This window comes from Pseudomonas fluorescens NCIMB 11764, from assembly GCF_000293885.2.
In the GTDB taxonomy this organism is placed as follows: domain Bacteria; phylum Pseudomonadota; class Gammaproteobacteria; order Pseudomonadales; family Pseudomonadaceae; genus Aquipseudomonas; species Aquipseudomonas fluorescens_B.
Map to the genome: position 1 here is coordinate 1468699 of NZ_CP010945.1, position 24704 is coordinate 1493402.

The 24704-nt window shown below is 58.5% G+C and carries 19 protein-coding genes and 1 tRNA gene; 9 read left to right on the forward strand and 11 right to left on the reverse strand.

The genetic code is table 11. The features are described 5' to 3' along the window. Positions 1-209: 209 nt before the first annotated feature. From B723_RS06750 to B723_RS06775, 6 genes are all read left to right on the forward strand, one after another. Positions 210-551 (forward strand): hypothetical protein, encoded by a 342-nt coding sequence (locus tag B723_RS06750; protein WP_017335994.1) that lies wholly within the window; start codon positions 210-212, stop codon positions 549-551. Further along, complete coding sequence (gene mobF / locus B723_RS06755) at positions 551-4912, forward strand: MobF family relaxase (protein WP_017335995.1); 4362 nt, start codon at positions 551-553, stop codon at positions 4910-4912. Before B723_RS06750 ends, mobF begins: the two co-directional genes overlap by 1 nt. Beyond that, positions 4912-6114: a hypothetical protein gene (locus B723_RS06760; RefSeq protein ID WP_017335996.1), complete on the forward strand. Its 1203-nt coding sequence runs from the start codon at positions 4912-4914 to the stop codon at positions 6112-6114. Before mobF ends, B723_RS06760 begins: the two co-directional genes overlap by 1 nt. Further along, positions 6104-6520 (forward strand): hypothetical protein, encoded by a 417-nt coding sequence (locus B723_RS06765; RefSeq protein ID WP_017335997.1) that lies wholly within the window; start codon positions 6104-6106, stop codon positions 6518-6520. Before B723_RS06760 ends, B723_RS06765 begins: the two co-directional genes overlap by 11 nt. Next, complete coding sequence (locus B723_RS06770) at positions 6517-6759, forward strand: hypothetical protein (RefSeq protein ID WP_017335998.1); 243 nt, start codon at positions 6517-6519, stop codon at positions 6757-6759. Before B723_RS06765 ends, B723_RS06770 begins: the two co-directional genes overlap by 4 nt. 380 nt (positions 6760-7139) lie before the next feature. Beyond that, positions 7140-7604 carry a hypothetical protein gene (locus tag B723_RS06775; RefSeq protein ID WP_017335999.1) on the forward strand — a complete coding sequence of 155 codons (465 nt, stop codon included), beginning with the start codon at positions 7140-7142 and terminating at the stop codon, positions 7602-7604. A gap of 91 nt (positions 7605-7695) precedes the next feature. Here B723_RS06775 and B723_RS06780 read toward each other — a convergent pair whose 3' ends face one another. The 4 genes from B723_RS06780 to B723_RS06795 all read right to left on the reverse strand — a co-directional run bounded on the left by B723_RS06780 (position 7696) and on the right by B723_RS06795 (position 12894). After that, positions 7696-10320: an AAA family ATPase gene (locus tag B723_RS06780; RefSeq protein WP_017336000.1), complete on the reverse strand. Its 2625-nt coding sequence runs from the start codon at positions 10318-10320 to the stop codon at positions 7696-7698. 100 nt (positions 10321-10420) lie between these two features. Next, the gene (locus B723_RS06785) at positions 10421-11473 is read right to left on the reverse strand and encodes a DUF3800 domain-containing protein (protein WP_017336001.1); all 1053 of its coding nucleotides are present in this window, start codon (positions 11471-11473) and stop codon (positions 10421-10423) included. Between the two features lie 240 nt (positions 11474-11713). Further along, positions 11714-12304 carry a hypothetical protein gene (locus tag B723_RS06790; RefSeq protein ID WP_017336002.1) on the reverse strand — a complete coding sequence of 197 codons (591 nt, stop codon included), beginning with the start codon at positions 12302-12304 and terminating at the stop codon, positions 11714-11716. 206 nt (positions 12305-12510) lie between these two features. After that, positions 12511-12894 carry a hypothetical protein gene (locus B723_RS06795; RefSeq protein ID WP_017336003.1) on the reverse strand — a complete coding sequence of 128 codons (384 nt, stop codon included), beginning with the start codon at positions 12892-12894 and terminating at the stop codon, positions 12511-12513. Positions 12895-12996: 102 nt separating this feature from the next. On the opposite strand from B723_RS06795, the gene B723_RS06805 reads away from it, so the two are divergent. The 3 genes from B723_RS06805 to B723_RS06815 are packed head-to-tail and all read left to right on the forward strand — an operon-like array spanning position 12997 to position 17143. Further along, positions 12997-13587: a hypothetical protein gene (locus B723_RS06805; RefSeq protein ID WP_144425207.1), complete on the forward strand. Its 591-nt coding sequence runs from the start codon at positions 12997-12999 to the stop codon at positions 13585-13587. Positions 13588-13610: 23 nt separating this feature from the next. Next, entirely contained in the window at positions 13611-15419 is a 1809-nt protein-coding gene (locus B723_RS06810) for an ATP-dependent nuclease (protein ID WP_017336006.1), read from the forward strand. Then, positions 15416-17143 (forward strand): UvrD-helicase domain-containing protein, encoded by a 1728-nt coding sequence (locus B723_RS06815; protein ID WP_017336007.1) that lies wholly within the window; start codon positions 15416-15418, stop codon positions 17141-17143. The genes B723_RS06810 and B723_RS06815 overlap by 4 nt, the downstream gene beginning before the upstream one ends. 60 nt (positions 17144-17203) lie before the next feature. Here B723_RS06815 and B723_RS06820 read toward each other — a convergent pair whose 3' ends face one another. The 7 genes from B723_RS06820 to B723_RS06850 form a co-directional block, all read right to left on the reverse strand. After that, on the reverse strand, positions 17204-18685 hold the full coding sequence (locus tag B723_RS06820) for a Shedu immune nuclease family protein (RefSeq protein WP_017336008.1): 1482 nt from the start codon (positions 18683-18685) through the stop codon (positions 17204-17206). 128 nt (positions 18686-18813) lie between these two features. Next, complete coding sequence (locus tag B723_RS06825; RefSeq protein ID WP_238588313.1) at positions 18814-19842, reverse strand: Abi family protein; 1029 nt, start codon at positions 19840-19842, stop codon at positions 18814-18816. Positions 19843-20365: 523 nt separating this feature from the next. After that, positions 20366-20441, reverse strand: a tRNA-Thr gene (locus tag B723_RS06830). A gap of 130 nt (positions 20442-20571) precedes the next feature. Continuing rightward, positions 20572-21813 (reverse strand): nucleoside deaminase, encoded by a 1242-nt coding sequence (locus B723_RS06835; protein WP_017336012.1) that lies wholly within the window; start codon positions 21811-21813, stop codon positions 20572-20574. Between the two features lie 298 nt (positions 21814-22111). Then, positions 22112-23341, reverse strand: a complete 1230-nt coding sequence (locus B723_RS06840; protein ID WP_017336013.1) for a methyltransferase — start codon at positions 23339-23341, stop codon at positions 22112-22114. Next, complete coding sequence (locus tag B723_RS06845) at positions 23322-24011, reverse strand: ABC transporter permease (RefSeq protein ID WP_008024975.1); 690 nt, start codon at positions 24009-24011, stop codon at positions 23322-23324. The genes B723_RS06840 and B723_RS06845 overlap by 20 nt, the downstream gene beginning before the upstream one ends. Beyond that, complete coding sequence (locus B723_RS06850; protein ID WP_017336014.1) at positions 24008-24703, reverse strand: ABC transporter permease; 696 nt, start codon at positions 24701-24703, stop codon at positions 24008-24010. The genes B723_RS06845 and B723_RS06850 overlap by 4 nt, the downstream gene beginning before the upstream one ends. Between the last annotated feature and the right edge of the window lies 1 nt (position 24704).

Sequence of the window (24704 nt, forward strand, 5' to 3'; positions counted from 1 at the left end):
CGCGTTTCTATAAAGATAGCAAAAGAAGAAAATAGATCAACAAAATATCGTTGATATTCTATAAAGATTCTGTAGTTTAGAGGCGGAGGCTTGAACACGGCTGCACTCGCTTCGCGAGGTGCATCCGTGTCAGCCCAGCCAGCCGGGCAGAGAACGAGATCGGTGGACTACTAAAGCGGTAGTAGCCACCCCCTGAAGGGAAGATGGCGATGAGTTTCGAGCGTAAAAACCACACGCAAAGCATGGTGAGTGAGGTGGCGCATGCTGCCTTCGAGCGCCTTGCCCGCGATCTGCGTGTGCCGAAATCAGGCGTTCTTCAGGCGATCCTGGAGGCTGTTCCGACCTCAGATCTTGTCGCCCTGGTGCGAGGTGATCTTGCTTTGCACGACGCCAAAACCGTCGCCCTGGAGCCGGACGCAGCAATCGCAGTTCGCTCCGAAATCGAATCCGCCTTCGCCCTTCTGGGGCCTCGGATCGCGGACGCGAGCCGGCTGGGAGCGCAACGCGCGGTGGCTGAGCAGCTCAAAGCTCTGTTCGCCGAGGAGGCGTGATGGCGATCTTCACTATCGACAAATTCACCGGCGGCGATATCGGTGCGCGGGCGGACTATTTCGAGCGGGGCGAGGGGCGGATTCTCGACGACGAGCACGATCATGTGCTGTCTACCGGGGGTGAGGATTACTACCACATGCCCGGAAACGACACGCTGCTGACCGAGTACCTCGGCCAGGGCGCCCAGGCAATGGGGCTGGGAATCACTCCGCAGAATGGGGACTACGCCGCACTGATGGCCGGCACGAATCCACGTACAAGGGAATCGTACGTACCTAAGCGTCGCCAGGGAGAGCTTGAGCGCGGAACTGGCTTGGCCGGGTATTCCACGAGCTTCAATGCCGACAAGACTCTTTCCCTTGTCTACGCCTCACTGCCACGCGAGCAGCAGATTATTTTCGAGCGAGCCATGATGGAGGCGTCGCGCCGCGCCTTTGAGTACGCCGAAGCGCAGGGATACTTCGGGTATCGGCTCGGCGCCCAAGGGGTAGACCGCTACGCCGGCAAGGCCATGGCCGCCAGCTATTTACACTTCACAAACCGCAACCAAGAGCCGCATCTCCACGTTCACGTCGAGATTCCGAACGCCTGCCGCGGCACTGATGGGCAGTGGCGCCCGCTAGACGGCGGCGAGCTTTATAAGAGGCAAGCCGAACTGGCAGCGCTCTGGGACTGCTACCTGGCCCATGCTCTGAGCCGTGATATCCCTCAGCTCGCCAAGTACTTTGAAGTCGACTTAGAGCGCAACGGTCTGCGCGTAGCAGGCATCTCCCGCGAAACCGTGCTGGAGTTTTCCACCCGCCGCATCGAGATCCTCAAGGCTCTCGACGAGATGGGCGCTAGTGGGGCTGATTCAGCGCGCGGCGCAGCTAAGCGCACCCGCGAGGGGAAAAAGGAGCGAGACTCAGACGAGCTACGCGCTGAATGGCGCGAGCAACTCAGCAGCCTTCACCAGGAACTGCAGCGCGGTGACCTGAGCCCAGAAACCCGCCTGTTCGCGGAGCAGCTCGTATTCCGTAACTCCTCAGTTTTTGGTGAGCACGCCCTCGACCGAGCAGCCGCACAGCTCGCCATCTTGCATGGCGGCGAGCCTGCCATCCCGGCAATTAAATCTGCACTTATCCGCCAGCTCGGGGTTGTCGAACTCCCCCAGGAAGGCCGCTTTCGTGAATTCACGACCGAGACCTATCGTCAGCTCGAAGGCGAGCTTCTGGCCTACGCCCACGCTGCTCAGAAACCACAAGCGCGGTTCACCCTCAAACCACTCGATGTTGAGATGGCCATTGCGCGTATCGAGCGCGAGAAGGGTTACCCGATGCGCGATGAACAGCGCGCAGTCGTTCGACTCTGTACTTCCGGTGCTCGTGTCCAGATTATTCAGGGCGCTGCGGGCACGGGTAAGTCCGTCAGTCTGTCCGCGCTTCGCGAGGCGTATGAGGCTGCCGGTAACCGTGTCATCGGCCTGGCACCATCAGGGGCGGCGGCAGCTGAGCTACAGAACTCCGCTGGAATTCAGGCTCGCACGATCCACTCGCTACTGATGCGCCTGGAGAACGATAACGCCCAGTACCGCGAAAAGCTCCGAGCTACCGACGTGATCATCTGCGACGAAGCCGGCCTTGCGGATCTGCGCACCCTGCACAAGTTGGCTGGGTTCTGCGACGCAGCAGGCGCAAAACTCATCCTTGTCGGTGACGGACGCCAGCTTGAGGCTGTCGGCTCGGCATCCAGTCTGGACATGCTCACCGAGGAGGTCGGCTGCGCCGAACTGATCCAGATCGCTCGCCAGAAAGACCCTGCAGACCGCGCGGTCTCCCAGGCCTGGTTCGAGGGTCCGGCCGAGCAGGGCTGCCCTGACGCCCTGGATATTATGAAGGCTCGCGGCCTGCTGAAAATGCCGGTCGAAGGCAGCAAGGATAAGCCGCTCGATCTGATGATGCGCGACGTCCTGCAGGCTCGCTCAGAAGGCACCGACTGGCAAGAAATCCTGCTGCTGGCTGACCGTAACCAGTCCGTTCGTTCTCTGAACAACAAGATCCGCGATCACCGGTTCGAGATCGGAGAGTTGGACAAAGCCCAGCAAATCCGAATTCCGGTCGAGACTGGACGAGGCGATTACGCAGACCTCGATCTGGTGCCGGGTGACCGGATCATGCTGCGCAAAAATCAGAAGCTCGACGGCGAACCTGTCTACAACGGCGACCGCGCCAATCTTACGGCGATCGAAAGAGTGCAGACCGGCACCGACGATAACGGTGAACCCATCTACGACACCAAGATCACCGCACGCCTCGATCGAACCAAGGAGGAGGTCAGCTGGAATTTGTCCGACTACGCCTCGATCGATCACGCCTACGCGATGACTGTGCACAAGTCCCAGGGGCTCACGGTCGATCGTGCTTTCTACCTGACCTCAGACTCCACTGATCGACGCCTCGCGTACGTCGCTTACACCCGCTCGCGCTACGCCTGCAGCTTCTATACCGATAACGACCAGGATTCGCTCGATACCCTCGCGCGCAACACCGAAGGCTTCAAGAGCAAACGTTGCGCCCTGGACGCCGATAAAGAGTTCCGCGCCCTGATCCGCGCCAACGCTGAAGCCGGCCTTTACGAAGATCAGCCGATCAAGGCCCAGCAGCCGAGTACCAAGGATCTACTGGAGAAAGCAGGCGAGCGCTTCGAGTACCCGACCGAGCCGAAGGCCGAGCCCAAAAAATCGCCCGAGATCCAGGTCATGCCAGCCACCCAGGCCGACCATGATTTGTCCGTTGCCCGCGGATTCGCGGTGACCACTTTAATCGATCAGCCGACCGACACCCGCCAGAAACCCGGGAAACCCTACGAATTACCGGCCAATGGAAAGCGCGTCGCGCTCTTGGCCGAACCACTGCCTTTGCCCCCAACCCCCAAACAGGAAATCGAAAATGAGCGACCTGGACTATTCCGAGCCGACCGAGAACGAGCCCCCGAGCGTATAAGAGAGCTTGCCGACGCCGAGCGCGCCGGTCTGTTCGCCCACCACACGGTCGAAGACCCTCGCGAATCTGCGCGGTCCAATCCCCGAGACGGTCTGCGCAATCTGTCCGAATGCCGTCTGGCATCAGACACAGGGCGGGGACGTAAGGGTTTACTGCAAGATCATGCACGTAATCGTGGACGAGCTGCTGCTGGAATGCGACGGGACTGTGCCGCCGCCAAAGGCCAAGTAGGTTCCGATATGGCTAAGCCACGTCGAGTCTGGACGAAGGGCGAGCAGCAGCGCGAAACGCAGGTGATCCGAGATTGCGTTGAGCTGCGCGTTCACGCTGAGCGCCTCGGCTACGTTCAGGTGAGTGGATCGGGTGCTCGCGTACGCATGGAAAACAAGTTGCTCGATAAGTCCGACCCGATGCGCGAGATTACCCTCAAGCCGAATGCTAAAGGCGAGCCGAGCTGGGTTGCCACCAAGGCCGGTGCGGGCTCAGGCCTCGGTGGCGACGTTTTTCATCTCCATCAGCATTCGACCGGACAGAATTTTCTGGAGACCCGCGACGAGCTGCGCAAGGTCGCCTTCAACAAGGATTTCGAGGCAGGGACTCGCTACCAGGGAATTAGCGCTGCAGAGAGCGAAGCGCGCATGGAGCAGCAGCGGCAGGCTGAAGCTCTGAAAACTGAAGTGCGGCGAGCAGAGGCTTTCCGCCAGTACCAGCGCACTTTGGCAGAGCCGAACCAATTCTTGCTGGCTCGCGGCATCTCCGAGCAGACCCTCGCGGAAACCAAGTCGCGCACGGATCGGCACGGCAACGCCGTTTTCCCGCATGTCCGCGAAGACGGAAAATTCACCGGCTTCGAGCGCAAACACGACGGCCCGGCACTTTTCTCGAAGAGCCAGAGGGGCGTCTACATCGCGAACCCCGGATGCGAAGCCCCCGAGCGGATCAAAGTCGCCGAGGGTGGCCTTGATGCCCTGAGTCTCTACCAGCTCGATACGCCAGAGCAGCGCGCCTGCACGCTCTATGTCAGCTCTGGCGGGAACCCGGCCGACGACACCGCTCGCGCGCTGCGCGGCCTGGCCGACCGTACCGGCGCTCGGCAGGTCGATCTCGTTTATGACCGCGACGAGGCAGGCACTCGGCACACCGAAACTCTGAAGCAGCTGCTTGCCGAGCAGGCCCCCGGCCTGCAGGTTGCCGATCGCCGGGGCGACTACCGGATGGCTGATGGCGAGGATCCCAACGATCTGCTCCTGCGACAGCAAAGCCAGCCGCAGCAGGCGGCGCCCGATCAGCAGGCCGAAGCCCCTCAGCCGCCGGTTGCACCGAAACCGGCGACGGTGGAGGAGACGCAGGAAACCCCAGAACAGAGGAGGTCAATGTAATGCCCACTCTTTATATTTCCGCCGCCGACCTGCCCGGCGTCAACCTGGCTCCCGACACGCGCCTGTACGCCGGCCGCGGCTGGCTGGCTCTTGTCCGAGAGGCGATAGCCATCATCGGCGACAGCAAAATCCAAGCTATCAGGGAAGATTCTGGGGCGTTGCGGATCGAGGTGGTTTACAGCACTCCTGAACAGCGCGCAGCGCTGCGCGAGATCGAGCAGCGTTCACTGCAGGTCTGCGAGATCTGCGGCGCCATCGGCGAGTTGCGTTACGAAGGACTGAAAAACGACTGCCCGGCCGGCTGGCATCGCACGCGCTGCGAAAAGCACATCAAAACCAGGACAAACGGTGCGACGGCTTCACCACCGCTGCTCAATCAGATTGCCGACACCAACTCAGGCCTGTTCATCCACGCGCCTACCGGCACCGCCCAGACCATCGCCGAAGTCCTGCACGCCGTTGGACGATCGGTCGCGATGTTGACTGAGGCGGACAGCATGCAACTGGCGATTGAGCAGATCGCCGATCAGCTCGGAACGGCGCCGGGGCATACGCTCTCGGCAACCCTGGAGGCGGCGAGCTCCCGTCTCCGCGCGCCGATCTATCTGTTGGTCGATCGCGCTGAGCGATTTGAGCAGTCTGAAATCATTTACGCGCTGAAAGCCGCGCGAGATGTGCTGAACACATCGGCACTGTTCGGTCTACGCGTTGCGTTTGTCGGGGGCGATAGGGATGCCCAGGCGCGGATGACCAGACTCCCGGCAGCAGCATTTTTCTGCGCCCAGATGGTGGATGCCAGTGCTGAGCAGCTGTCTGTTTACAACCTCCAGGAGCGTGAGCGCCGGCGGCGCACTGCTCTGAGAGCCTTGAGGTCATTCGATTTCGCGGTGCGTCGAGCAGCTCTGCGTGAGCTGTCCGCCATCCTTCAGCTGGATCGAGAACACCCGATCGGTGAAGCTGCGCATCTGTCGACAGGAGAAGTGCAAGCCCTTGTGCCAGTCACCGTTGTGGAGGGCTATATCCCCTACGTGCGAGACATCGATATACCTGAGCCATGGGCTACGCGCTTTGCGCTTGCCTCAATCGGTTCAACTCGCCAGCTCAATGGCTCGTATGTGTCCGACTGGCGCAATTTCTTGAACCTTTGGGACCAGGAGCACGCACGACTGATCGACGCGCTGGAGGACTTGGATGATGTCTGACCGAGAAAATCTGCTTGCGCAGCAGATGCGCGATCTACAGATTCATCATCATGAGATCGAGCTGAGGAGACTCAAGGCGAGTGTCGGCGATCCGCTGGCTGCACCATTCCAGCGAGCCCTCGAAGCAGTGGCAGCAGGAGCAGCAATCGTCGAGGCCTACATCATCCCTGCGCCATTGGGCTTCGGGCGCGAGCCTGGTTGGAGCTTAGCGGTTTTCAGTGAGTGGCCACTGCCTGCTATGCAGCGCGTTGCTCTAGCAATCGCCGCGCAGGAGGCCAGCGAGTGTGTAGAGATCACTGTCGAAATTTATAGTTGGTCGGAGAACGCTCAGGAGCTCGCAGAGGCGATGGCCACCGGCATTCTCATTTGGCAAATGGACAATCCCCTGGGCAAGGAAGAACCATGACGCGCCGAATCACCTTGAATCTCGATCTCAACGAAAATGACCTTGATGCTCTCCAAGTCGTGCTGGCTAATCCAGCTGCCATCGCTAGGTCAGTAGCGCCGAATGATCCCCGCGAGCAGATCCGCATTGTCGACGTACTCGCAGAAATAGCCGGGGGAGTGACCGAGGCGCTTGCTCACGCGATGGCTAATTCCATCGACAAGCAGGTTTCCTCTTCGGAAGAGGGGCGTGGCCGATAGACATGACAAATTCGGAGAGCACCTTCACCTCATCTGATGAGGCCCCGAGGCTCCGAGAGCATACCCTGCAAAAAAACTAACCCCCTGGTGCGCAGTACCGGCAGGCCGGCCCGAGGCGTGGGGGTTATTCTTGCTGATCAGGTTATTGGGCCAGCGGTCAGGCGTCAACTCGAATTCGGCGCAGCCACTTCCCTTTCGGCTAGCGCCCGCGGAGTGGACATATAGAACCCGGTCGAGGTCGGGAGTCGCGTTGTGAACTACATATTGGCAACCTATGCACCGTGCATAGCTTAAGATTTTCGCATGACAGCCCGTCGATCGGATCGAAGACATCGCAGAGCGAGCTATGCACGGTGCATAGCTCAACGGAGCAACCTCGGATGACGATGCGCCGCGCCTACCTCGACACCGAATTCACCAGTCTGAACCGCTATAGGGCGAAGCTGATCAGCATCGCCCTGGTAGTACCCGGAGGCCCCGAGTTCTATGTCGAGTTGACCGACTCCTGGACGCTGGCCGACTGTTCCCCTTTCGTCTTGGAGACAGTGCTCCCTCTCCTCGATTACGCCAGTCACGGCCACACCACCGACGAGGCCAGGGGCGAGCTCCTAGTCTTCCTAGATGCGCTGGGCTCGGTAGAGATAATCACAGACGCCCCCGACCACGACTGGCCCTTGTTGCTGTGGCTCGCAGGCCCTACAGGATTACCGGCCAATGTACGACCGGAGCCCAGGCAACTCACCATCGACCTCGATGCCGACTATGGTGGCGATGAACCGCCCCACCACGCCCTCCAAGATGCCCGCCTTTTCGCCGCGCTCGCCGAGAAAACCAATCCCGCATGACCACCCTCCGTACACGGCTATAGCTCAATGAAAATCTACGCAGGTAATCAAGGGAATCGAGGAGAGGAATTGCGGCGAAATCCAATCAGAATCAGCGGCTCATTAGCCCCTCTAATGCTGCGTCCAATGCTGTGACAGATTCGACAATGGTTCGTACCGTGGCACGGTCGAATTCGTGGTCGCGCTGCGAGTCATGCACGCCGCTGTTGAGATAACCCCACTCGATACTTCCCGCACCGATGCCTAGTAGGCGATCCAGTGCAGCAACGACATCTGTGGTGCCAGCATACTGATCTGCGATGCGGCCAACAGCTGACCGCAGCTTGCCGCATTTGTTATTCAGTTCCCACGGCGAGCGCGGTCCACCGAGCTTGAGCTCAATGCGGCCATCGGTGCGCCGCCCCAACCAAGTCCAGATGCGATCGGTCAGGCTCTCCAGCGCGGGCCGCGCTTGACGCAGCGCTTCGCGCTTTTCGTCGCCCGCCAATGCCTGCTGGGCCAGCAGAACGTAATTTTTTGTCGGCGGGGCGGTGTCGACGCGCAACTCGTGCTCGCCGTTATGTGGCAAGAACTTGTAGCGCTTGATAGCCGCGGAGCGTCGCGCACCAAGCTCCTGCTGGATCCGATGCAGAAACTCCTCTGCGTGCGAGGTCAGAATAACTTGCTTACCGTCCAACAGACCGTCCTCGAAGAAGGTGCGCCAAATGCCATCGCGATGGTCATCGTCGATCGCGTTAACGACGTCATCGAAGATGACCACGGGGCAGCCCTGTGCAATGTTCTTAGCCAGCAGAATCGCAAGGCCCAGGCACTTGATATGTCCTTCGCTGAAGACGATCAGTGCGTCATAGCGCACGCCCGGTTCCCCGGCGAACTCCACTTCGATCTTGCCGTTCTCTGCCACCGGAAGCCACAGCGCATGCAACAGGTCGCTGGGCGGATCACCACGATTGAATGCGTTGTACAGATTGCGGGCTTGTTCCCCCAAGCCTTGAAGTAGCTCGCCCGGCAGCGCGGCCAAATAGGCCTGGATCTCTGGCAGAAAACTGTCGTAGGCGGCCTTGACCCGCTGATGGTGCGCCACCACAGGCACTTCTGCCTCGACGGCTTGGATCATTTCGCGATTCACCTCATCGAACAGTGCCACTGTCTGGCGAGCGGCGGTCAGTTCCTGATCCGCCGTAGTGCGCATCGTTCGCAGTCGTTCGATCTCCAGACGATGCTGATCTAACCTGTCCCGCTCCTGGGTAAGCGTGCCGCGTTGGTCATGGACTTCACGAGCCTGCGCGTCGGCGCGTTCGATGATCTCGGCGATCTGCAGCAGAGCGTTCCAAGGGTGTCGCTCCCCATCAACCCAGGCACCCAGCCAGTTTCCTGCAGCGGTGGGAGGCAACACAGGCAGACCCGCCGCCTGTATTTCCGCAAGACACACGTTCGCAGCAACCGCGACCACACGACGCATCTCGTCCCACAGCGCTCGAACTGCCTCACTCACCTGAGTCCGAAGGCTGGCCTCGTTCTGCTGAAGGGCGGCCAGTTGTGCAAGCTGCTCCAAGCCTGCGCGCGCTTTGGCGAAAGGGTCTTGTGCCACAGCGGCCAGCCCTGTGCCGCATGCAGGGCAAGCCGTTGCCCCGTCGGCTAGGGCCAGCACCGCCTCATAGAGTTTGGCATACGACACTTCGCCAGCGCGGTTCGCGAGCTGCCCGGACGACTCCTGCCACAGGCCCTGAAGGCGGTAGGCCTCTGCCAGCAGTGCCTGCAGCTGGGCCAGGGTCACCTCGTGGATGGCAGGCGGAACCGCATCAAGCTGGGCTTGCACATACGGCAGTCGTCCTTGTTGCTGCGGAGTGCCGAGCAACCAGTCGACGCAAGCTTGGTACGTCGCACCAGGCGACATGCGCTGTGCTAGAGCGTGCTCTAGACCCTCGATTCCTGCGACCTTTTGCGGGTATGCAGTGATCGTCTGTTCAGAGCTCGCCAGCTGCAGGCGGCGCTGTGCCAGTTGAGAAGCCTGGGCCCCGATTAGCATAAGATCCTGATCGAGCGACGGATTGAAGCCTCGCACGAATTCGCTGAATTGATCCACGCCGAACAAGGTTGCGATGAGCTGTCGCTGATCGCCCGGGGTCCGTGCTGCGATGCGAGCGAAGTCGTCGAGGCGGTTCTTTTCGATGAAGCAGAAGCGGTATTCGGATTCATCGGGCTGTACGACCTCAACTTCGTCTGCTCCCCTAGCCGACAACACTGGAGCGACATGGCGACGTAGGCGGGCGTTGTTGCAGTAGGTGCGTTGGTCGACCCTCTTAACCTGCGCTTCGCTGATGGAACCGAGCATTGCCACTTCCAGCGCCTCGCAGAAACTGCTTTTGCCGGTACCGTTGGCACCGTAGACCAGGGTGATGTCATGGCTGAGGTCGAATGTTTCCTGCCGCATGAACCCGCGAAATGGCCCCACATCAAGCTGGTGCAGGTGCCTCAGCACTGGACCGGCTTCAGGCCCGCGAGCATCCCCATCGTACGCGACAGGCATCTGCGCCAGATGCGCCACGGCCAGCGGCGCGAGGCGCGTTGACCGTCCGCGGCGCGCGGCGCCGACCTCCGCAAATGGCTGCAAATGATTGAGTACCAAGTGCGCGAGCCGGCGAACGTCGTCATGCACCTCTCGCTGCGCCAGGTGTGAAAGGAAGCGGTGGTACTCCGAATGAATGCTTGCCATGCAACCCTCTAGATAGAAAGACGCTTTCGGCTGCGTCCGTGACGGTGTTGATCGGCCTCTCGCTCCGTGGCGTGCGGTCGGGTTTTACTTTCATCCGCCGTTATGGCTTGTGGAAGTTCTGGGCGAAATAGTCGATTGTCTGCGCCGCCTGGGTCCCCTGGCGGAAGCGTTTCTGTTCCTCGAAATCGATCGAAGGCAGCATGTGGATCAACTGATGATCTGCATAGAGGGCCAAGACCCTCTGGGCATCCAGCGACCCGCCACGTTGACCCGTGAGTGTGTTCGCCGCCTCTATGGTCGCGCCGATCATTACGTCCGCCAGTTGCACCGCGGGACTAGTCTTGGAGTCGACCTGCGTCACCGACTGGAGCTTGAGTGGAAAGGTGATGCTCGCGATCTCCGACTGGCGAAACGTGATCGCGTCCTCGTGGTGAATAAAGCGCTGTAGTAAGTCGTGGTAGGTGAGCAGGTTCTTGGACTGATCGTGTTCGACCCAATAGGGACCGTAGGCCATGGCTTCCATCCGGCTGATCAGCGACTGCAGTACTACGAGGGCGGCGTCTGTGGTGACGCCTGGGGTGGCGATCGCTTGCAGGCATTCCGGCGCCGCAAACTGCGCCAAGGGGCCCAGTGCTTCTGGCAGTTCCCGCCAGCGCGAGGCGCGAGCGGCCTCGACCAGATCGGCAAGCGCCTCCGGGCTTTTCTCCTTTACTGCACGTTGGAAACAAGCCAGCAACCGGTCAAGAGCGCCTTCCCCGAGGAGCGTCGGACCTGTCACGTACAGCAGCGATGCGAGCGAGTAGTTCTGCCCATCCTCATAGAAGTCGATCCCGCGCTCGTAGTAGAAAGGCTCTACTGCGTAGTCCAGGAACATCAGCAGCAGAAGGAAGCGCTTGTCGCAGACGTAGGTCACGCATTTATGCTGGGTTAGCAGGTCGCGCAGTAGTGCCAACAAACGCGGGTGGTTGGCTGGGCGGCGTGCCAGAGCCCGATACTTGAGCTCGTCCGCCTGTAGCTTGGGAAAGTGCTCCTGGATCAAGCGCCTGGCCTGGTCATCGTCGATTGCGATGGCCGCCGCCCCCTGGAACCGTTGCTCAGGGTTAAGCAGGTCGAAGCCGGTGTAACCGCTTTCATCGATTCGAAAGCATTCCATTGCAATTCCCATCCGATCAAAGTGCGATATCTAGGGTGAGTGTTAGCACTTGCCAAGACCAATGTAACCGCGTGGTCAAGTCAGGTGCAATTATACGATCGGCGTCATCTCGCCCCGCAGGATGCCTGGATACTGGCTCAATTGTGGAGAGATCCAACCTCGCATGACGACAAGCCATGCACGGAGCATCACCAATTAGTGACTTACCGTACACGGCAAGACTGAAGGATTTTTCCACCGTTAGAAGCGAATGCCCACCACGTCACCGTCGGCGTTCAGCGCTGGTTGTCCATAGGTATCCACCAGTTTTCCCTTGAAGAAGACAAAGTATGGGGGCCAGAAGGAATGCTTACTCACCAGCGACAAAACGTGTTCGATCGTGGTCACCTGTTCGGGGCGCTTGAGTCGGAAGAAGTACATACTGCTCCAGTCATCGCTGAAGTACTCCTTAAGATCTCGCGGATCCCGCGTCTCAGAAATCGGCCTTTCGTCAGGATCTTCTTCGTCAAGCTGACTGGCATAGTTTTCAAACAGTCGATCTTGCAGAAACTCGAAGGCGTAAGGCTCCCATCTGATAGGGGAGTCCTCATCCTCTGTGTCAGGCACTTCTGATGGGTCGAAAGCCAGCAGAAATCCGCGGAAGTATGCATCCTCAATTGGTTTGCACTTCTCCGCAGCTTCGGCTGCTTGATGCCAGTTATCAAAACCTGCAGCTTTCGCTGTGATCTCAAGGGCTTCGTGATGCGGGATATCTTTTTCTCGCTTCATGCGACGAGCACGCTGCTTCAGGCGAGAGATGGCTTTTTGCGAAACGAGGGAAATGCGTTGCATGTTGAGGCTCCTCTGTTCGCGGAGTGCCGGTGCCCACTGCCGAGATCCGCACAGGGAATCCCAAACGCATTAAGTATGAAGTGAATCGTCCCATTCGGGTTTGCCAAGGTGGGCAGCAGGCTGCGATCCAGCCTGCGTTGATCGTATAAGAATGCTCACTACTGATTCAAGCCAGGACTCCCATGTTAGGCACGGCACCTCTTGTTTCAGCTAGCTATCTCATACTCGATTTCGTCCGCCTCGCGGGATAGACCCCAAGCTTGGTACTGGTCGGCGGCCTCGCCCTCAATCAGTTTCCAGCCAGGCGTTCCAATGGTTGGGCTAAACATAGGATTCAACTCATAGTCGATTCCAACCCGGCCAACCATGATGATCAGATAAGAGGGCGAATCGCCTTTGGTGAACGCAACGCTATGGGTGTGTTGTCTAGCTGCTAGCGCGGTGGCACTAACCCAGCAGGCGCAAGGCTTGTAACCCGCTCGAATTGCAGCCTTGCAGGTCATCTGCATGGCTCGGCGATGGTTGCCGCAGTGCGCAAAGAAGTGGGCATAAGCCTCGGCCAATCGACCTAGCGCGATGCGATCCATCATTCGTCCCATCTTTGCGTCACTCATCTCGCCCCTACTGCTCGGTTAATGGCCTTAGAATCGGATGGTCACCGAATTTCATTTATTGTTCAAAAGGGGAGCGGCATGCGTTCTGTTGTGTGTGGTGGAGTGGTTTTTGCCCTGGCCATCCTGGGTGGATGTGCAAATTTGGGAGGAGCAGACCAGCGGGCTGTTGTTGTTGACCACTACGCAGGGACAACTGATCTCTCAGGCTACCCGGGTATGGGGGTAGGGATGGGGCGTTTGCTCTACGGTCCCGCCGGCGCACGCGATGCAATCAGCTACCAACCTCTAGATGTTCGCCAATGCAACCAGCAGATGACTGCGTGTGCTTTGGGAATCGTGAATCTCACCAGCCGAATAGAGATCGTATCGGTTGGCGCTGATGCAGCAAAAGTAAAAGTTGACCTACAGTATCAAGTTGGATCCGAAGGGCGGCGGAGTTGGGCGGGGACTGAGTTCGTTACAAAGGTGAACGTTCCGGACATCATCAACGATCAAGGGGTTGTCTCTCGCATTGCTGAGATCAGCTACGGAGAGGTGCGGCATATCCAGCTGCCATACGGAGTCGACTTTGCTCTTTGCGTCTCTGCCCCTGGTGTGACGACCCTGGATAATCGCCCCTGTTCTAGCCGCCTAAAAGTCTTGGATCCGACTGGTACTGTGGCTTTCTAATTCTCGCAAAAGCCGGAGGGACGATGTACCTGAAGACATTGACAGTCAGCAACTTTCGCTCCATTGAGCAGCTTGAAATCCCGCTTTGTAACGATCTAACCATCCTTGTTGGGGAGAATAACGGCGGCAAGAGTAACGCGATTGACGCTATTCGGCTTTTGACAATGCCGTTGAGTGGTCGTCGTGAGCTCTATTGCGAGACGACCGATATCCGCTTCGGAAGTGCCAGGCGTCAGTTTGAGCTTATTGGGCGATTCGAAGAACTTAGCCCCGCACAGCAGGGACGCCTAATCTCGGCGGCGACCGATCACGCGATTTCGGGCAGCATCTTCGGCTTGCGCTATGACGAGAGCAGCGGACGCTTTCCGGTAAGGCCAGTTTTGTGGTCCGGCCACCAACAAGGTGCTCCGGAGCCTGGCTGTCATGACATGATTCGGCACGTCTATTTACCACCGCTCCGCGATGCTAAAAGAGCACTCGCTTCGGGCAATCCAACACGCATTTATGCCCTCCTGAACCACTTCCTTGATGGTGGTGATCCTGAGGCTCTGGCACGGTCGCTGCGGCGCGATGCCTCAGCGGAAATCCTTGGGAAGGTTGGGGGCGCTGTTGAGGTCGGTCTTAGCGCCCTTACCTCTGGCGTTCGCCAGCAGACAACATCGCTGGGCTTCGCCAATGATGAGAAGCTAATTGATATTGCTCGTGACCTGCGCTTCAAGCTCGCTGACCATGGTGTCGAGCCTGAGGATTTGCGCTACTCGGGTCATGGCTATGCCAATTTGCTCTACATGGCGACGATTGCGGTTGAGCTGGAAAAGGTTAACGACGCTGATTTGACCCTGTTTCTAGTCGAGGAGCCGGAGGCACATCTCCATCCCCAACTCCAGGCCGCCGTGCTCTGCTTTCTGGAAGAGCAGGCGGAGAAGTCTCGGCAGCCAAGACCTGGCTATGAAGGGCCCGCCGGCCAGTTGCAGGTTATCGTCGCTACTCATTCGCCCAATATCTCAGCGTGGGTAGAGAGCAAAAAATTGGTGTTCTTCCGATCCTTCATACCCGAGGCGGTCACCCCTATCGAAGTGCCTGTAGCAGCCGATGCGAAAGCGGCGAAACCTGCGCCTCTACCTCGCCGTGAGACACGCTGCATTCCGCTGGCGTCGCTCGCACTAGATCCGGTTGAGCGCCGAAAGATCGACCGCTATCTCGACGTCACCAAGTCTGCTTTCTTGTTCGGTGGGCGTGTGCTTCTGGCCGAAGGTATCGCCGAGGCTCTGCTCCTACCTGTGATTGCCAAGAAGCTCGTGCTTAAGGATAGCCCCGAGAAGCTGAGGCTATTCCGCTCTGCTGTCTTTGTGCCAATCGACGGTGTCGACTTTGAGCCCTATGCCAAGTTCCTTTTGACCTCGTTCAACGAGGTACGCATTTGCGATCGTCTGGTTGTGCTCACTGACGGTGATGGGGGTGGTCTGCCCGAGACCCAAGAACGACCGGGCGCGCTCCGTAAGGCGAGTTTGGAGGCCGTTGCGACCAAGCTCGGTGCTGAGGGACTCATCAAGGTGGTGATCAACGACTATTCGCTTGAGACCGAACTCGTTCGCGCAGGCAATGGGGTCTTGATGAAGGCTGTCTATCTTCAGCTTCACCCGCGCTCGGAAGCAAAATGGGACACGGCCGTTGCCGAGACCGGCGACGATCAGGCGCTTGCGATCCAGAAGCTGTTTGAGACTACCCGTAAAGGCGATTTCGCCCAGCTACTCGCCGAGGCGATCAACAACGGCCAAGTGTTCGTTGTGCCTGCCTATCTCGCGCGCGCGATCAGCGCGTTAGTCGAATGAGCTCCCGCTCTTTCACGCCCACGGGCGAACAGACGCGCGTCATCGGCCATGCGGGCTCTGCTTTTGTCGCAGCTTGTCCTGGCGCGGGTAAGACCCGTGTGCTGGTGGAGCGGGCGCGGAGCCTCCTGGCCGAGCGGTCGGATGGGCGCGGTATTGCCTTTCTGTCCTTCACGATAGCTGCCGTGTCCGAGCTGGAGGGGCGGTTGCGCCGCGAGGGGTTGCTTAAGACTCCAGCATTTCCTCACTTCATAGGAACCTTTGATGGGTTCCTATGGCAGTTCCTGATTGCGCCTTTTGGAGTGCCCGGCTGCGCGACGCGTCCCCGCCTGATTCCAGATAAGGAGCATCGCCAAATCCAGCCTTATGCGAAGGCTCAGTCACTTCCGCTAGAGTGTTTTGACCGAACGACCGGTAATGCAATCCCGGCTGCACTTACGCGGCATGGTTTCCGGGGGCGCATCAATGCGCATGAAACCGCCGCGCGCAAGATTCGCGCACTTTTCCTTGAGCGTGGCGAGTTGGATTTCGCTGATGCCCGCGACATTGCGCTTGCTCGGTTGCGAGATCCGGACTCTTCATCCGTCTTAGCGCGCGCGTTCGCAGCCCGCTTTGAAGAGCTAATCGTCGATGAGGCCCAAGACTGCAATCCGTCGGACTTGGAAATCATCGACTGGTTTCGCTCCATCCACCTCCCAGTGAAGGTGATCTGTGATCCCCACCAGTCGATCTATGGCTTTCGCGGTGGCGTGACCGAGCAACTCTTTGCCTTCGGTCAAAGTTTCGCGCCGCATGAGCAATTGCCTATGACCGGTAATTTCCGGTCGAGCCGTCATATCACCAAGGCGATCATGGCGCTGCGTGTGCCAGATATGTGTGCGATCACCGACGATGCGCTTGGGGCCCATAGCGACGAGCCGTCCCCTATCTACATCTTGGCCTATCCGGGCAACAGTGTGCCCTCCAGTGTCGGAGCCAAGTTCCGCGAGCTGACTGAAGCGCTCGGCCTTGACGCCCGCGATTGCCCAGTCGTAGCTGCGACCCGGCTCGGCGGCGCTAACGCGCTAGGCCATCCCACCAACAGCGGTATCAAAGATCTGAGCTATCGGCTAGCCGTTGCGGTCAGCGACTATCATTTCTCGTTCGAACTCGGTGGCCGGAAGGAGGCGCTCGAAGCGATCCACAAATTGATGCTGGAGCTAGAAGGTCATACCGCCGATAAGACCTATCATCAGCATATTTCAGACGCCGAGATCGAATCGAACTCGTGGCGACCGCGGGTCCTCAAACTGGTCGATGCTCTTCGCTATGACCCGATTCGCTTCGGGACGGCCGACGCATGGCTCAACCATGCCCGCAGCCTACTCGCGCCGCTACTGCCAAACGAAGGCCCGACGATTAACCAGCGACTCCGCCGCAATGCCGACCTGGAGAAAGCACTATCCTTCGCCCCACCGAGCGGGCATTGCGCCCGAACGATTCATAGCGTGAAGGGGTTGGAGTTCCCGGCGGTGTGTGTAGTGATGTCGTCGCGCACGGCGAAGGGGATTCTCGACTATCTAAATACTGGCAGCCCAGCCACCAGTAGCGAAGAGGTGCGCAAGATCTATGTAGGGGCTTCGCGTGCCCAACGGTTGCTGGCAATCGCCGCTCCAAAATCGCAGGCTATGCGTTTAAGGCACCGCTTAGAGGCGACTGGCGCGTTTGTTTCGTTGGTCACTTTGTAGCCGTTAGCTCGTAGCTGAGAGCGGCACTGCACTCACCCCAGTCGCTACTCTGGGTGAGGTCTAGAACGGAACGTCGTCCTCCTCGGCCCTAGCGTCCCGGTTCAGATTTGAGCTTGCTGGCGTTGAAGGTGACAGTGCCTTGTGAATGTCTTCCAAGCGTTGCTGCAGCTCATCAAAAGTCACCACTGTCACATCCTTGAGTGCATTTCGGTATTGTTCGAATGAGCGCCGCTGGTGTTTATCAGACGGTGTGCTGCCAATTACGACGATGGCTGGAACTGCGTGCGCGTGTACTGGCTCCTCTAGATCTTCTTTGAGCTGGAGAATTTCCCGCTGCAGGCTCGCCCGCTGATGGATTATTTGTGCGATAGAACCACTCAGCTCGACTGAGGGGCCATACGTATCATTCCTGTAAGCTGGAGTTTTCAGCAGATCTTTTTGCGGGTGCTTGATCTCGATGAGCGCCACGTTGCCTGTCGATTTTGCTGCCACTAGGAAGTCCGAATAGTTCCCGCCTCGCCCAGTGAAGCGTTTGCTGCCCACGTACGGCCGTTCGCAGACCAGCTTCACTGGAAAGGAAAAGGCCATATCTAGGATGAACGGATTGTCGGCCAAAAACTGTTGCCACTTACCTTCCTTTGCGTCGGTCGACATGAGCTTCTTGTAGCGTTCAATTAACTCGCCGAGAGTGACCCGCTCAATGTCCGCCTTGAGATCGAGCAGCATCAGAGGTGTCTTCTTGGCAATGACCCCTGCGTTGTCTTTCACCAGGTGAACCGCTGACTTTTGGTCTGCTATAGACAGCTGCGATCGCCCTTTTCCGAGCTTGATAAGGTCCGTCAGTACGTTGGCTGGAAGCTTCTTTGGCCGCTCAGGGTTTTGAATCGGATCCGCTGCATGGGCTAACCCGGTGTAGCAAACCAACTGCTTGTCTGATCGAGTCTCGCGTTGGTGTCTTTGGCTTAAGCGATCAAGGCTGCGCTTCAACTCCAAATATCGATCAATGCCAAGATAGTACGAACTACCGCAAATCCTCGCGTCATCCGATCCACCTTCGCCGTGGATCACGACAGTGTGTATACCACCTATATCGGCAATCGAATCAACGATGAAACGGTACTCCCACAGTAGGCCCAAGCCGATCTGCCAATCCTTCGCGAAGCCATCTGGAAGTGCGCTGAGTAGCCCTTCAAGCTCGTCGCGATCTGTTGGAAGGCTGTAAGGGTGGGCCTTAGGCCTAGCGAGGATAATTTCATTTATAGGGTCATGTTTAGGCGTTCCATAGTTCGCGCCTCCCCCCCGCTGATGAATTGGGTAGATACATATCTCGCTAGGAGTAACAGACAGGATCCGATGCCAGGTTTCTACTGCTTCAGGGGTTTCAAAGTCCGCGGTGACGTCGCTGAAATAGACATCACAGCTGTCCGCCTGCAGAGCAACGTCGGTCGGAATGCCTTCACCATCAAGGAGCAGAAACTCTACGAATGGCCCTCCGTCAGACCGAGATTGGAGAGTTATCTGCGAGGGGCGTAAAGAGGGCATTCACTTGCTCCAACATTGTGTGCAATGCAGGAGCCTGTCAGTTAGATCTGTTCAACGTCAACGAGCAAAATCGTTATTGGTTTAGGGGGGGCGGCGGCGAGCAGTTCGTAGTGGGGTGTGCTGGGTAGTTACGCGATGCCGAACAGTTTTCTCGGAAAGCCATTTTCATCCGGCAGTCCTAGCGCGGTGTAGGGGCATCCAGGCAAAGATGGCTTACTGTCGATGATGTCGGCCAGATGACGAGCCCATGTCGAGTTTGGGTTGATGCGCTGAACAAGGAACCATACGATTGCGGTGAGTCCATAGAATCGCGACAGAGCTTTTTGGTCCAAGGCAATGGCTTGAAAATAGGGCTCGCTGGTAATCATTGGTAACGGGTTTGCCATTACCTGGTTCCAGATCCGGGTGTGGTGGGCGCATCGGTTGCGCAGGGTGTTTATTTCTTGCAGCCATCGGGTGAGGGCTCTTGTGTCCTTAATCCCCAGGCGGCCGGCAATACGATTCTGGTAGTTACCTTTGAGTATCTCGAAGTATTTCGAGAGCGTACCAAAGTCCCAGGCTTCAACCGCTACCCAGAACGGAATGGCCTTATGGGCTTTGCGGTGCCAATCAATACAGTCTTCTTGGCTGCGGTTCACCAGGCCCTGCTGGCGTACAAGCCATTCAGCCCAGGTATTCCGCTGATTGCCTTTCCTGTCTTTCCAGGGCTTAGCCTGCTTCGGCTGGATGAACTGTACGTCGGTGTATGCCATGGGATCGTGGTATCCAACCTCATGGGCAATCACTGTCCTGAGGTGAATCTCGATTCGTTCCACTGCGTCGAATATGTGCTGTCTTAGGTGCTTGTCGAAGAGATAGAGGGCAACGGCATCGTCAAAGGAGACGCCCGGTTGGAACTGACTTTGGCGTAGTGGCTTCTGTGTGACGTTGCAGAGAACAACCTGCTGCTGGTCGTTCTTTACGAAATCTCTCGCTGGATACCAGTAGCCGCTGAGCCGGTAGTAGCCAATCTGAGCAAGTTTGCCTTCGGCGCGCTGAGGATCTGGGACTTCCATGCCACGAGCGGTCAACAAGTTGACCAAATCGGGATAGGTGCGGAATGGCTTTGGTGGAGCGAGCTGCCGCAACGTCCATGCCCCAGAAAAAAGAAGGCCCAAACATAATGCCGGACTAGCCAGCACCAGAGGATCGGGCGCGATTGGGACTAATACTCGGCCATTTGTTCGCTGCTGTCAATCCGGAGGCTTGTAAAGGCGCTGAAGGCATTATGTTCTGCGGCCTTCATGGCTAGGCCATCTCCTATAAGCGTTTCGAGCATCATTTAAAGCGTCCAGAAACGCCTTGGTGATGGTGTCTGGTTAGCTCCTGAATCCCCGGCCATCCTCGCGCTTGGGCTGATTCTTCAGGATATCGACGGCGCGGCTTGAGAGGTGGCCCAGGGCGGAATGTTCTTGGTCAGCGGCAGCATGGCGGTGAGTTGCTCCAAGTCGAGGTTAGCTCATAGCGGGTTGACGATCTTGCTGCAGTGCATGCCGGTCTCGGCCACAGACCGCGCGCTCTGTGGCGGCTCGGTCGCGCGATAGCAGCGGCATATCAAAAAAACGGTGACCAAAGTGGTGACCAAAAAGCCCATAAACGAAAAAGGCCCACCTTGCGGTGAGCCTAAGTCGTTGTTTTATATGGTGCCGGCACCAGGAGTCGAACCCGGGACCTACTGATTACAAGTCAGTTGCTCTACCAACTGAGCTATACCGGCGTGTTAGGGCGACGATTATAGCGATTGGGTTGGTTCTGTAAACCCCTGAATTCAGACTATTTTTGCGCAGGCGTAAGACCAGCCCCGCAGACGCTTCTGCGGGGCTGGAACGGGTGGATGTTTTGACGCCTTACACGCCGTTTTTGACCGCGTTGATCAGGTCCTGGCTCAACACCTGCGCGGGCGCCACTTGCACGCTTTGCGTATAGAACGGCGGCAGGTTCTGAGCCAGTGTCGACAACGCTTGCGGGGTGGTATTGCCCGGCAGCAGCACGTATTGCAGGTTGGACGGATAGCTCTGCGGCACGGGGCCTTCCATGGTCGAGCCGTAGGCGCCGAAGGTCATCACGGCCTGTGGCGTTGTCGGGTCGGGGGCGTAGAGGAAGACGAAGGTGCCGTACTTCGGATGGGTCAGGTATTGCGCGGCTTCGGCGCGTACGGCCGGGTCGGGGTCGTTCATCAGGGTCCAGCGCATGACGGCGTAGCCGCGGGTCGTTTCCATGAACGCTGTACGAATCGGCGACTGGTTCTCGACACCTCCCATACACACCAGCAGGTTGCCGAATGGATCGATCAACGCCACCGAATTGAACACCGTGCTTTGTTGCGCAGTTTTCAGCAGGGGAGGCGCGAGCTCGGCGCCGGGATCACGCGGGTTCGATGATTGCACGGTCAGCGCAAACGGGCTGAGCGCCGTGAGTGCCTGGCGCACTTTGCTGTTGGCCGGCAGGGTGGCCGGGTTTTTCAATTGATCCGGCGGCAGGCCACTGTTGTTACTGGCATCGCGCACGGTGTTGACGCTGGCGGAGAAGATCGAACTGCAGAGGAAGTACGCTGCCGAATCGATCGTCTGGTTGGCAAAAACAGGACTGTTCGAGCCCTGATAGGCGCGGCTGACCGGCGCTGCAATCGCGTAATAGCCCCACGTATTCTGCGCTTGCTGACGGATTTGCGGCGGCAGCGACGGAAAGTTGAACAGGCTGTTGTAGTTGATGCCCGCGTAGTCATCGATCGCACTGACTGCGACGTTGAATCCTGCGGTCAGCAGCGAGCCGGCGCACATGGCGCACGGGTCGAGCGTGGTGACAACGGTCAGTTGGCTGGGCGGCGGCAGGTTCAGTGGCGCAACGTTTTCGTAGTACCAATCCACCAACTGTCGCTCTCCGTGGGCGGTCGGGTCATGGGGTAGAAAGTAAGTCGTGCCGCTGCCGGGAAAAGGCATCAGCACGTTGTTGTGCATTGCGGCGATGACCTCGCCCGTTGCGTTGTTGATGATGGCGCCGCCCACTGCGAAGGTTTGCTGCAGCGCAGCGTAAATGGCTTCGTTGGCGACGGTATCGACGGCTTCCTGCGCACTGTTCAATGTGCTCATGTTTTCCCAGCTCCTTGCTGTCCCTGACGCCAGAGAATTCTGGCGCATGGCAAAGATAGTCGAGGATTTCAGGAGCGTTTATGTTCTTTTGGCTTAATGCTTATGCACAACGGCGCCTTCGATGCACGTGGTTAGGATCGAAAATGTGGATCCATTCGCATTTTCTCGCAAATGCCTGTTTTTCCGGTTTTTTATTCGAGTGTACGAAAATTGAACAGTTTGGTTTCAGCCCTGAAACAGCCGTGGATATTGGATCCACGATATTTCATCAACAGAGTTATCCACAGGCTGTGGCCATTTAGATGCGTTCCGCCAGCAACAGGAAATTACGCGGTGTGAGTGGGGTTTCACAGAAGGTGCCGAGTCGAACGGTGTAACCCTGCTCGGCGAGGAAAAGTGCTCGATCAAGGTTCAGCCAGAGCTCCAACGGGCGTCGGAAAAGTCCGCGTAGCAGCTCCAGATTACGAACCTCTGCCAGTCGCTTCCAACCGGCGGCTTCGAGCCCTGACCAATCCTGCGAGCCGATTGTGGATAACTCTTTAAGTGCGGCCAAATGATGGCAGTAATCGGCAAAGGATTTGTCCAGCCAGGCGCTGGGCAGGGAAGGCGTGGGCAGGTATTCATCAACGCCGCGCACTTGTCGTTGCAACACGTCGAACGCCAGGCGTCGGGCCATGGACGTATCGCGCTGACGTCGGACGCGGGCACCGGCGGTGACGGTTTCGCTCATCGGGAGTGAGAGATCATCGAGTGACAGCTGTAGGTCGGAGCGTAATCCGACAGAGGAAACGGGCTGGTACGCAGGAAGACTGATCCGGTTATAGCAACACGGCGCAATCGCCATTTGTTTGCACCCGGCGGCGCTGGCGAGCTGAATCAATCGCACATGCAGATCGCCACAGGCGTGCAGTGCGACAGGAGTGTGATCGGCGTTCAGCAAAGTGGCAGCATCAGGCGCAAGAACATCCTGCTCAACATGCAGTGCATGCAGTTGATGACGCTGGCTGAGCATCTGGCCACTGAGGACCAATGCGGGATCGTGCTCAAGACAAGTGAGCCATTGGCCGGGTTGCAGCAACCGTCGCCCCAGGTGGCCCTTGCCAGAACACCAGTCCAGCCAATGTTTGGGTGGCACAGCAAACGACAACCGACTGGCAAACGCCTCGATCTGCTGCCACTTGCGTCCCGGCACATCGACATTCAAGCGATGCCCGGCCGCTTCGAGTGCATGAGCCGGCAGCTCGCCCACGGAGCCCAGCTCTTGGGATAACGTCGCCAGCGAAGCAAACGGCTCCGGTGCATCCAGCAGACAAGGGTGGTTATGGCTGTTTTCCGCGTCTTCCAGCGAACGTCCGCGTAGCCATACCGCCAACTCCGGGTAGGACGCTTCCCAAGGAAGCCGCAGATGAGTAAACGGTCGAGGCTTCCACAGCGCCTGATGCTCGATCAGAAAAGCATCCAGCGCCGTGAAACGGGCGAGCAAGTCCTCGCCCGTCAACACGCGGGAATCAACGCCCCTGGCAGGCATCGACGCGCAACCAGCGCTCCAGCAGCTTGAAGCCGCGAACCAGCACGTAAGCCATCAGCAGATAGAACATGCCCGCGGCGAAGAAGATTTCCACCGGCAAATACGTCCGGGCAATGATGGTGCGGGCCATGCCGGTCAGTTCCAGCAGGGTCACGGTGCTGGCCAGGGCACTGGCCTTGAGCATCAGGATCACTTCGTTGCTGTACGCCGGCAAACCGATGCGCGCCGCACGGGGGAGGATGATGTAGAACAGCGCCTTGGCTCGGGACATGCCCAGGGCGCGCGCCGCTTCGATTTCACCCGGCGGAATCGCCTGAATCGCACCGCGCAGGATCTCGGCGATGTAGGCCGCGGTGTGCAGCGTCATGGTCGCCGTGGCGCACCAGAACGGATCGCGCAGGTATGGCCACATCGAGCTGTTACGGACCGCATCGAACTGCGCTAGGCCGTAGTAGACCAGAAACAGCTGAACCAGCAACGGCGTGCCACGGAAAAAGAAGATGTAGCCGTAGGGGAATGCGCGCACCCACCACAGGCGCGACGAGCGCGCGATGCCCAGCGGAATCGCCAGCAACAGGCCGGCGATCACGGCAATGGCCACAAGCTCCAGGGTCAGCGTTGCGCCCTGGGCCAGTTTTGGCAGCCACTTGATGATGACTTCCCAGTTCATTGGGTGCTCCTCGCGAAGCCGCGAGCGGCGCGTTTTTCCATGAAGTGCATGCCGGTCATGGCGAGAATCGTCAGGCCCAGGTACATGAATGCCGCCACCATATAGAAGGTGAACGGTTGCTTGGACACGGTCACGCCGATCTGCGCGTGACGCATGATTTCTTCCAGGCCGATGACCGACACCAGCGCGGTGTCTTTCATCAGGATCATGAACAGGTTGCCCAGGCCGGGCAGGGCGATGCGCCACATCTGCGGCATGATCAGCCGGGTGAAGATGCGAAATTTCGACAGGCCCAACGCAACGCCTGCTTCACGGTGACCTTTGGGAATGGCGAGGATCGCACCCCGAAACACTTCGGTGGCGTAGGCCCCAAAACACAGGCCCAACGCGATCACGCCGGCGGCGAAGGCATTGAGTTCGAGGTCGGGGTTGCCAAAAAACTCGCCCAAGGCACGCATCAGGTTGACCGTGCCGAAGTAGATCAACAGCACCCAGAGCAATTCCGGGATGCCGCGAACCAGTGTCGAATAAGTGCCGCCAAGCCATTGCAGCGGCTTGTACGGGGAAGTCTTGGCCAAGGCGCCGAGCAAACCGAGCACCAGCCCGAGACACAGGGCCGAGAGTGCCAGTTTTACAGTCATCAGCGCGCCAGCGGCGAGCGCCGGGCCGAATCCGTAGAGGTCGATAATCATG

Coding starts and splice junctions, on each gene's coding strand:
- B723_RS06805 (WP_144425207.1), top strand. CDS start 12,997: ATGCGTTCTGTTGTGTGTGGTGGAGTGGTTTTTGCCCTGGCCATCCTG.
- B723_RS06770 (WP_017335998.1), top strand. CDS start 6,517: ATGACGCGCCGAATCACCTTGAATCTCGATCTCAACGAAAATGACCTT.
- B723_RS06795 (WP_017336003.1), bottom strand. CDS start 12,894: ATGATGGATCGCATCGCGCTAGGTCGATTGGCCGAGGCTTATGCCCAC.
- B723_RS06790 (WP_017336002.1), bottom strand. CDS start 12,304: ATGCAACGCATTTCCCTCGTTTCGCAAAAAGCCATCTCTCGCCTGAAG.
- B723_RS06845 (WP_008024975.1), bottom strand. CDS start 24,011: ATGAACTGGGAAGTCATCATCAAGTGGCTGCCAAAACTGGCCCAGGGC.
- B723_RS06765 (WP_017335997.1), top strand. CDS start 6,104: ATGATGTCTGACCGAGAAAATCTGCTTGCGCAGCAGATGCGCGATCTA.
- B723_RS06750 (WP_017335994.1), top strand. CDS start 210: ATGAGTTTCGAGCGTAAAAACCACACGCAAAGCATGGTGAGTGAGGTG.
- B723_RS06820 (WP_017336008.1), bottom strand. CDS start 18,685: ATGCCCTCTTTACGCCCCTCGCAGATAACTCTCCAATCTCGGTCTGAC.
- B723_RS06810 (WP_017336006.1), top strand. CDS start 13,611: ATGTACCTGAAGACATTGACAGTCAGCAACTTTCGCTCCATTGAGCAG.
- B723_RS06835 (WP_017336012.1), bottom strand. CDS start 21,813: ATGAGCACATTGAACAGTGCGCAGGAAGCCGTCGATACCGTCGCCAAC.
- B723_RS06840 (WP_017336013.1), bottom strand. CDS start 23,341: ATGCCTGCCAGGGGCGTTGATTCCCGCGTGTTGACGGGCGAGGACTTG.
- B723_RS06785 (WP_017336001.1), bottom strand. CDS start 11,473: ATGGAATGCTTTCGAATCGATGAAAGCGGTTACACCGGCTTCGACCTG.
- B723_RS06850 (WP_017336014.1), bottom strand. CDS start 24,703: ATGATTATCGACCTCTACGGATTCGGCCCGGCGCTCGCCGCTGGCGCG.
- B723_RS06780 (WP_017336000.1), bottom strand. CDS start 10,320: ATGGCAAGCATTCATTCGGAGTACCACCGCTTCCTTTCACACCTGGCG.
- B723_RS06760 (WP_017335996.1), top strand. CDS start 4,912: ATGCCCACTCTTTATATTTCCGCCGCCGACCTGCCCGGCGTCAACCTG.
- mobF (WP_017335995.1), top strand. CDS start 551: ATGGCGATCTTCACTATCGACAAATTCACCGGCGGCGATATCGGTGCG.
- B723_RS06775 (WP_017335999.1), top strand. CDS start 7,140: ATGACGATGCGCCGCGCCTACCTCGACACCGAATTCACCAGTCTGAAC.
- B723_RS06815 (WP_017336007.1), top strand. CDS start 15,416: ATGAGCTCCCGCTCTTTCACGCCCACGGGCGAACAGACGCGCGTCATC.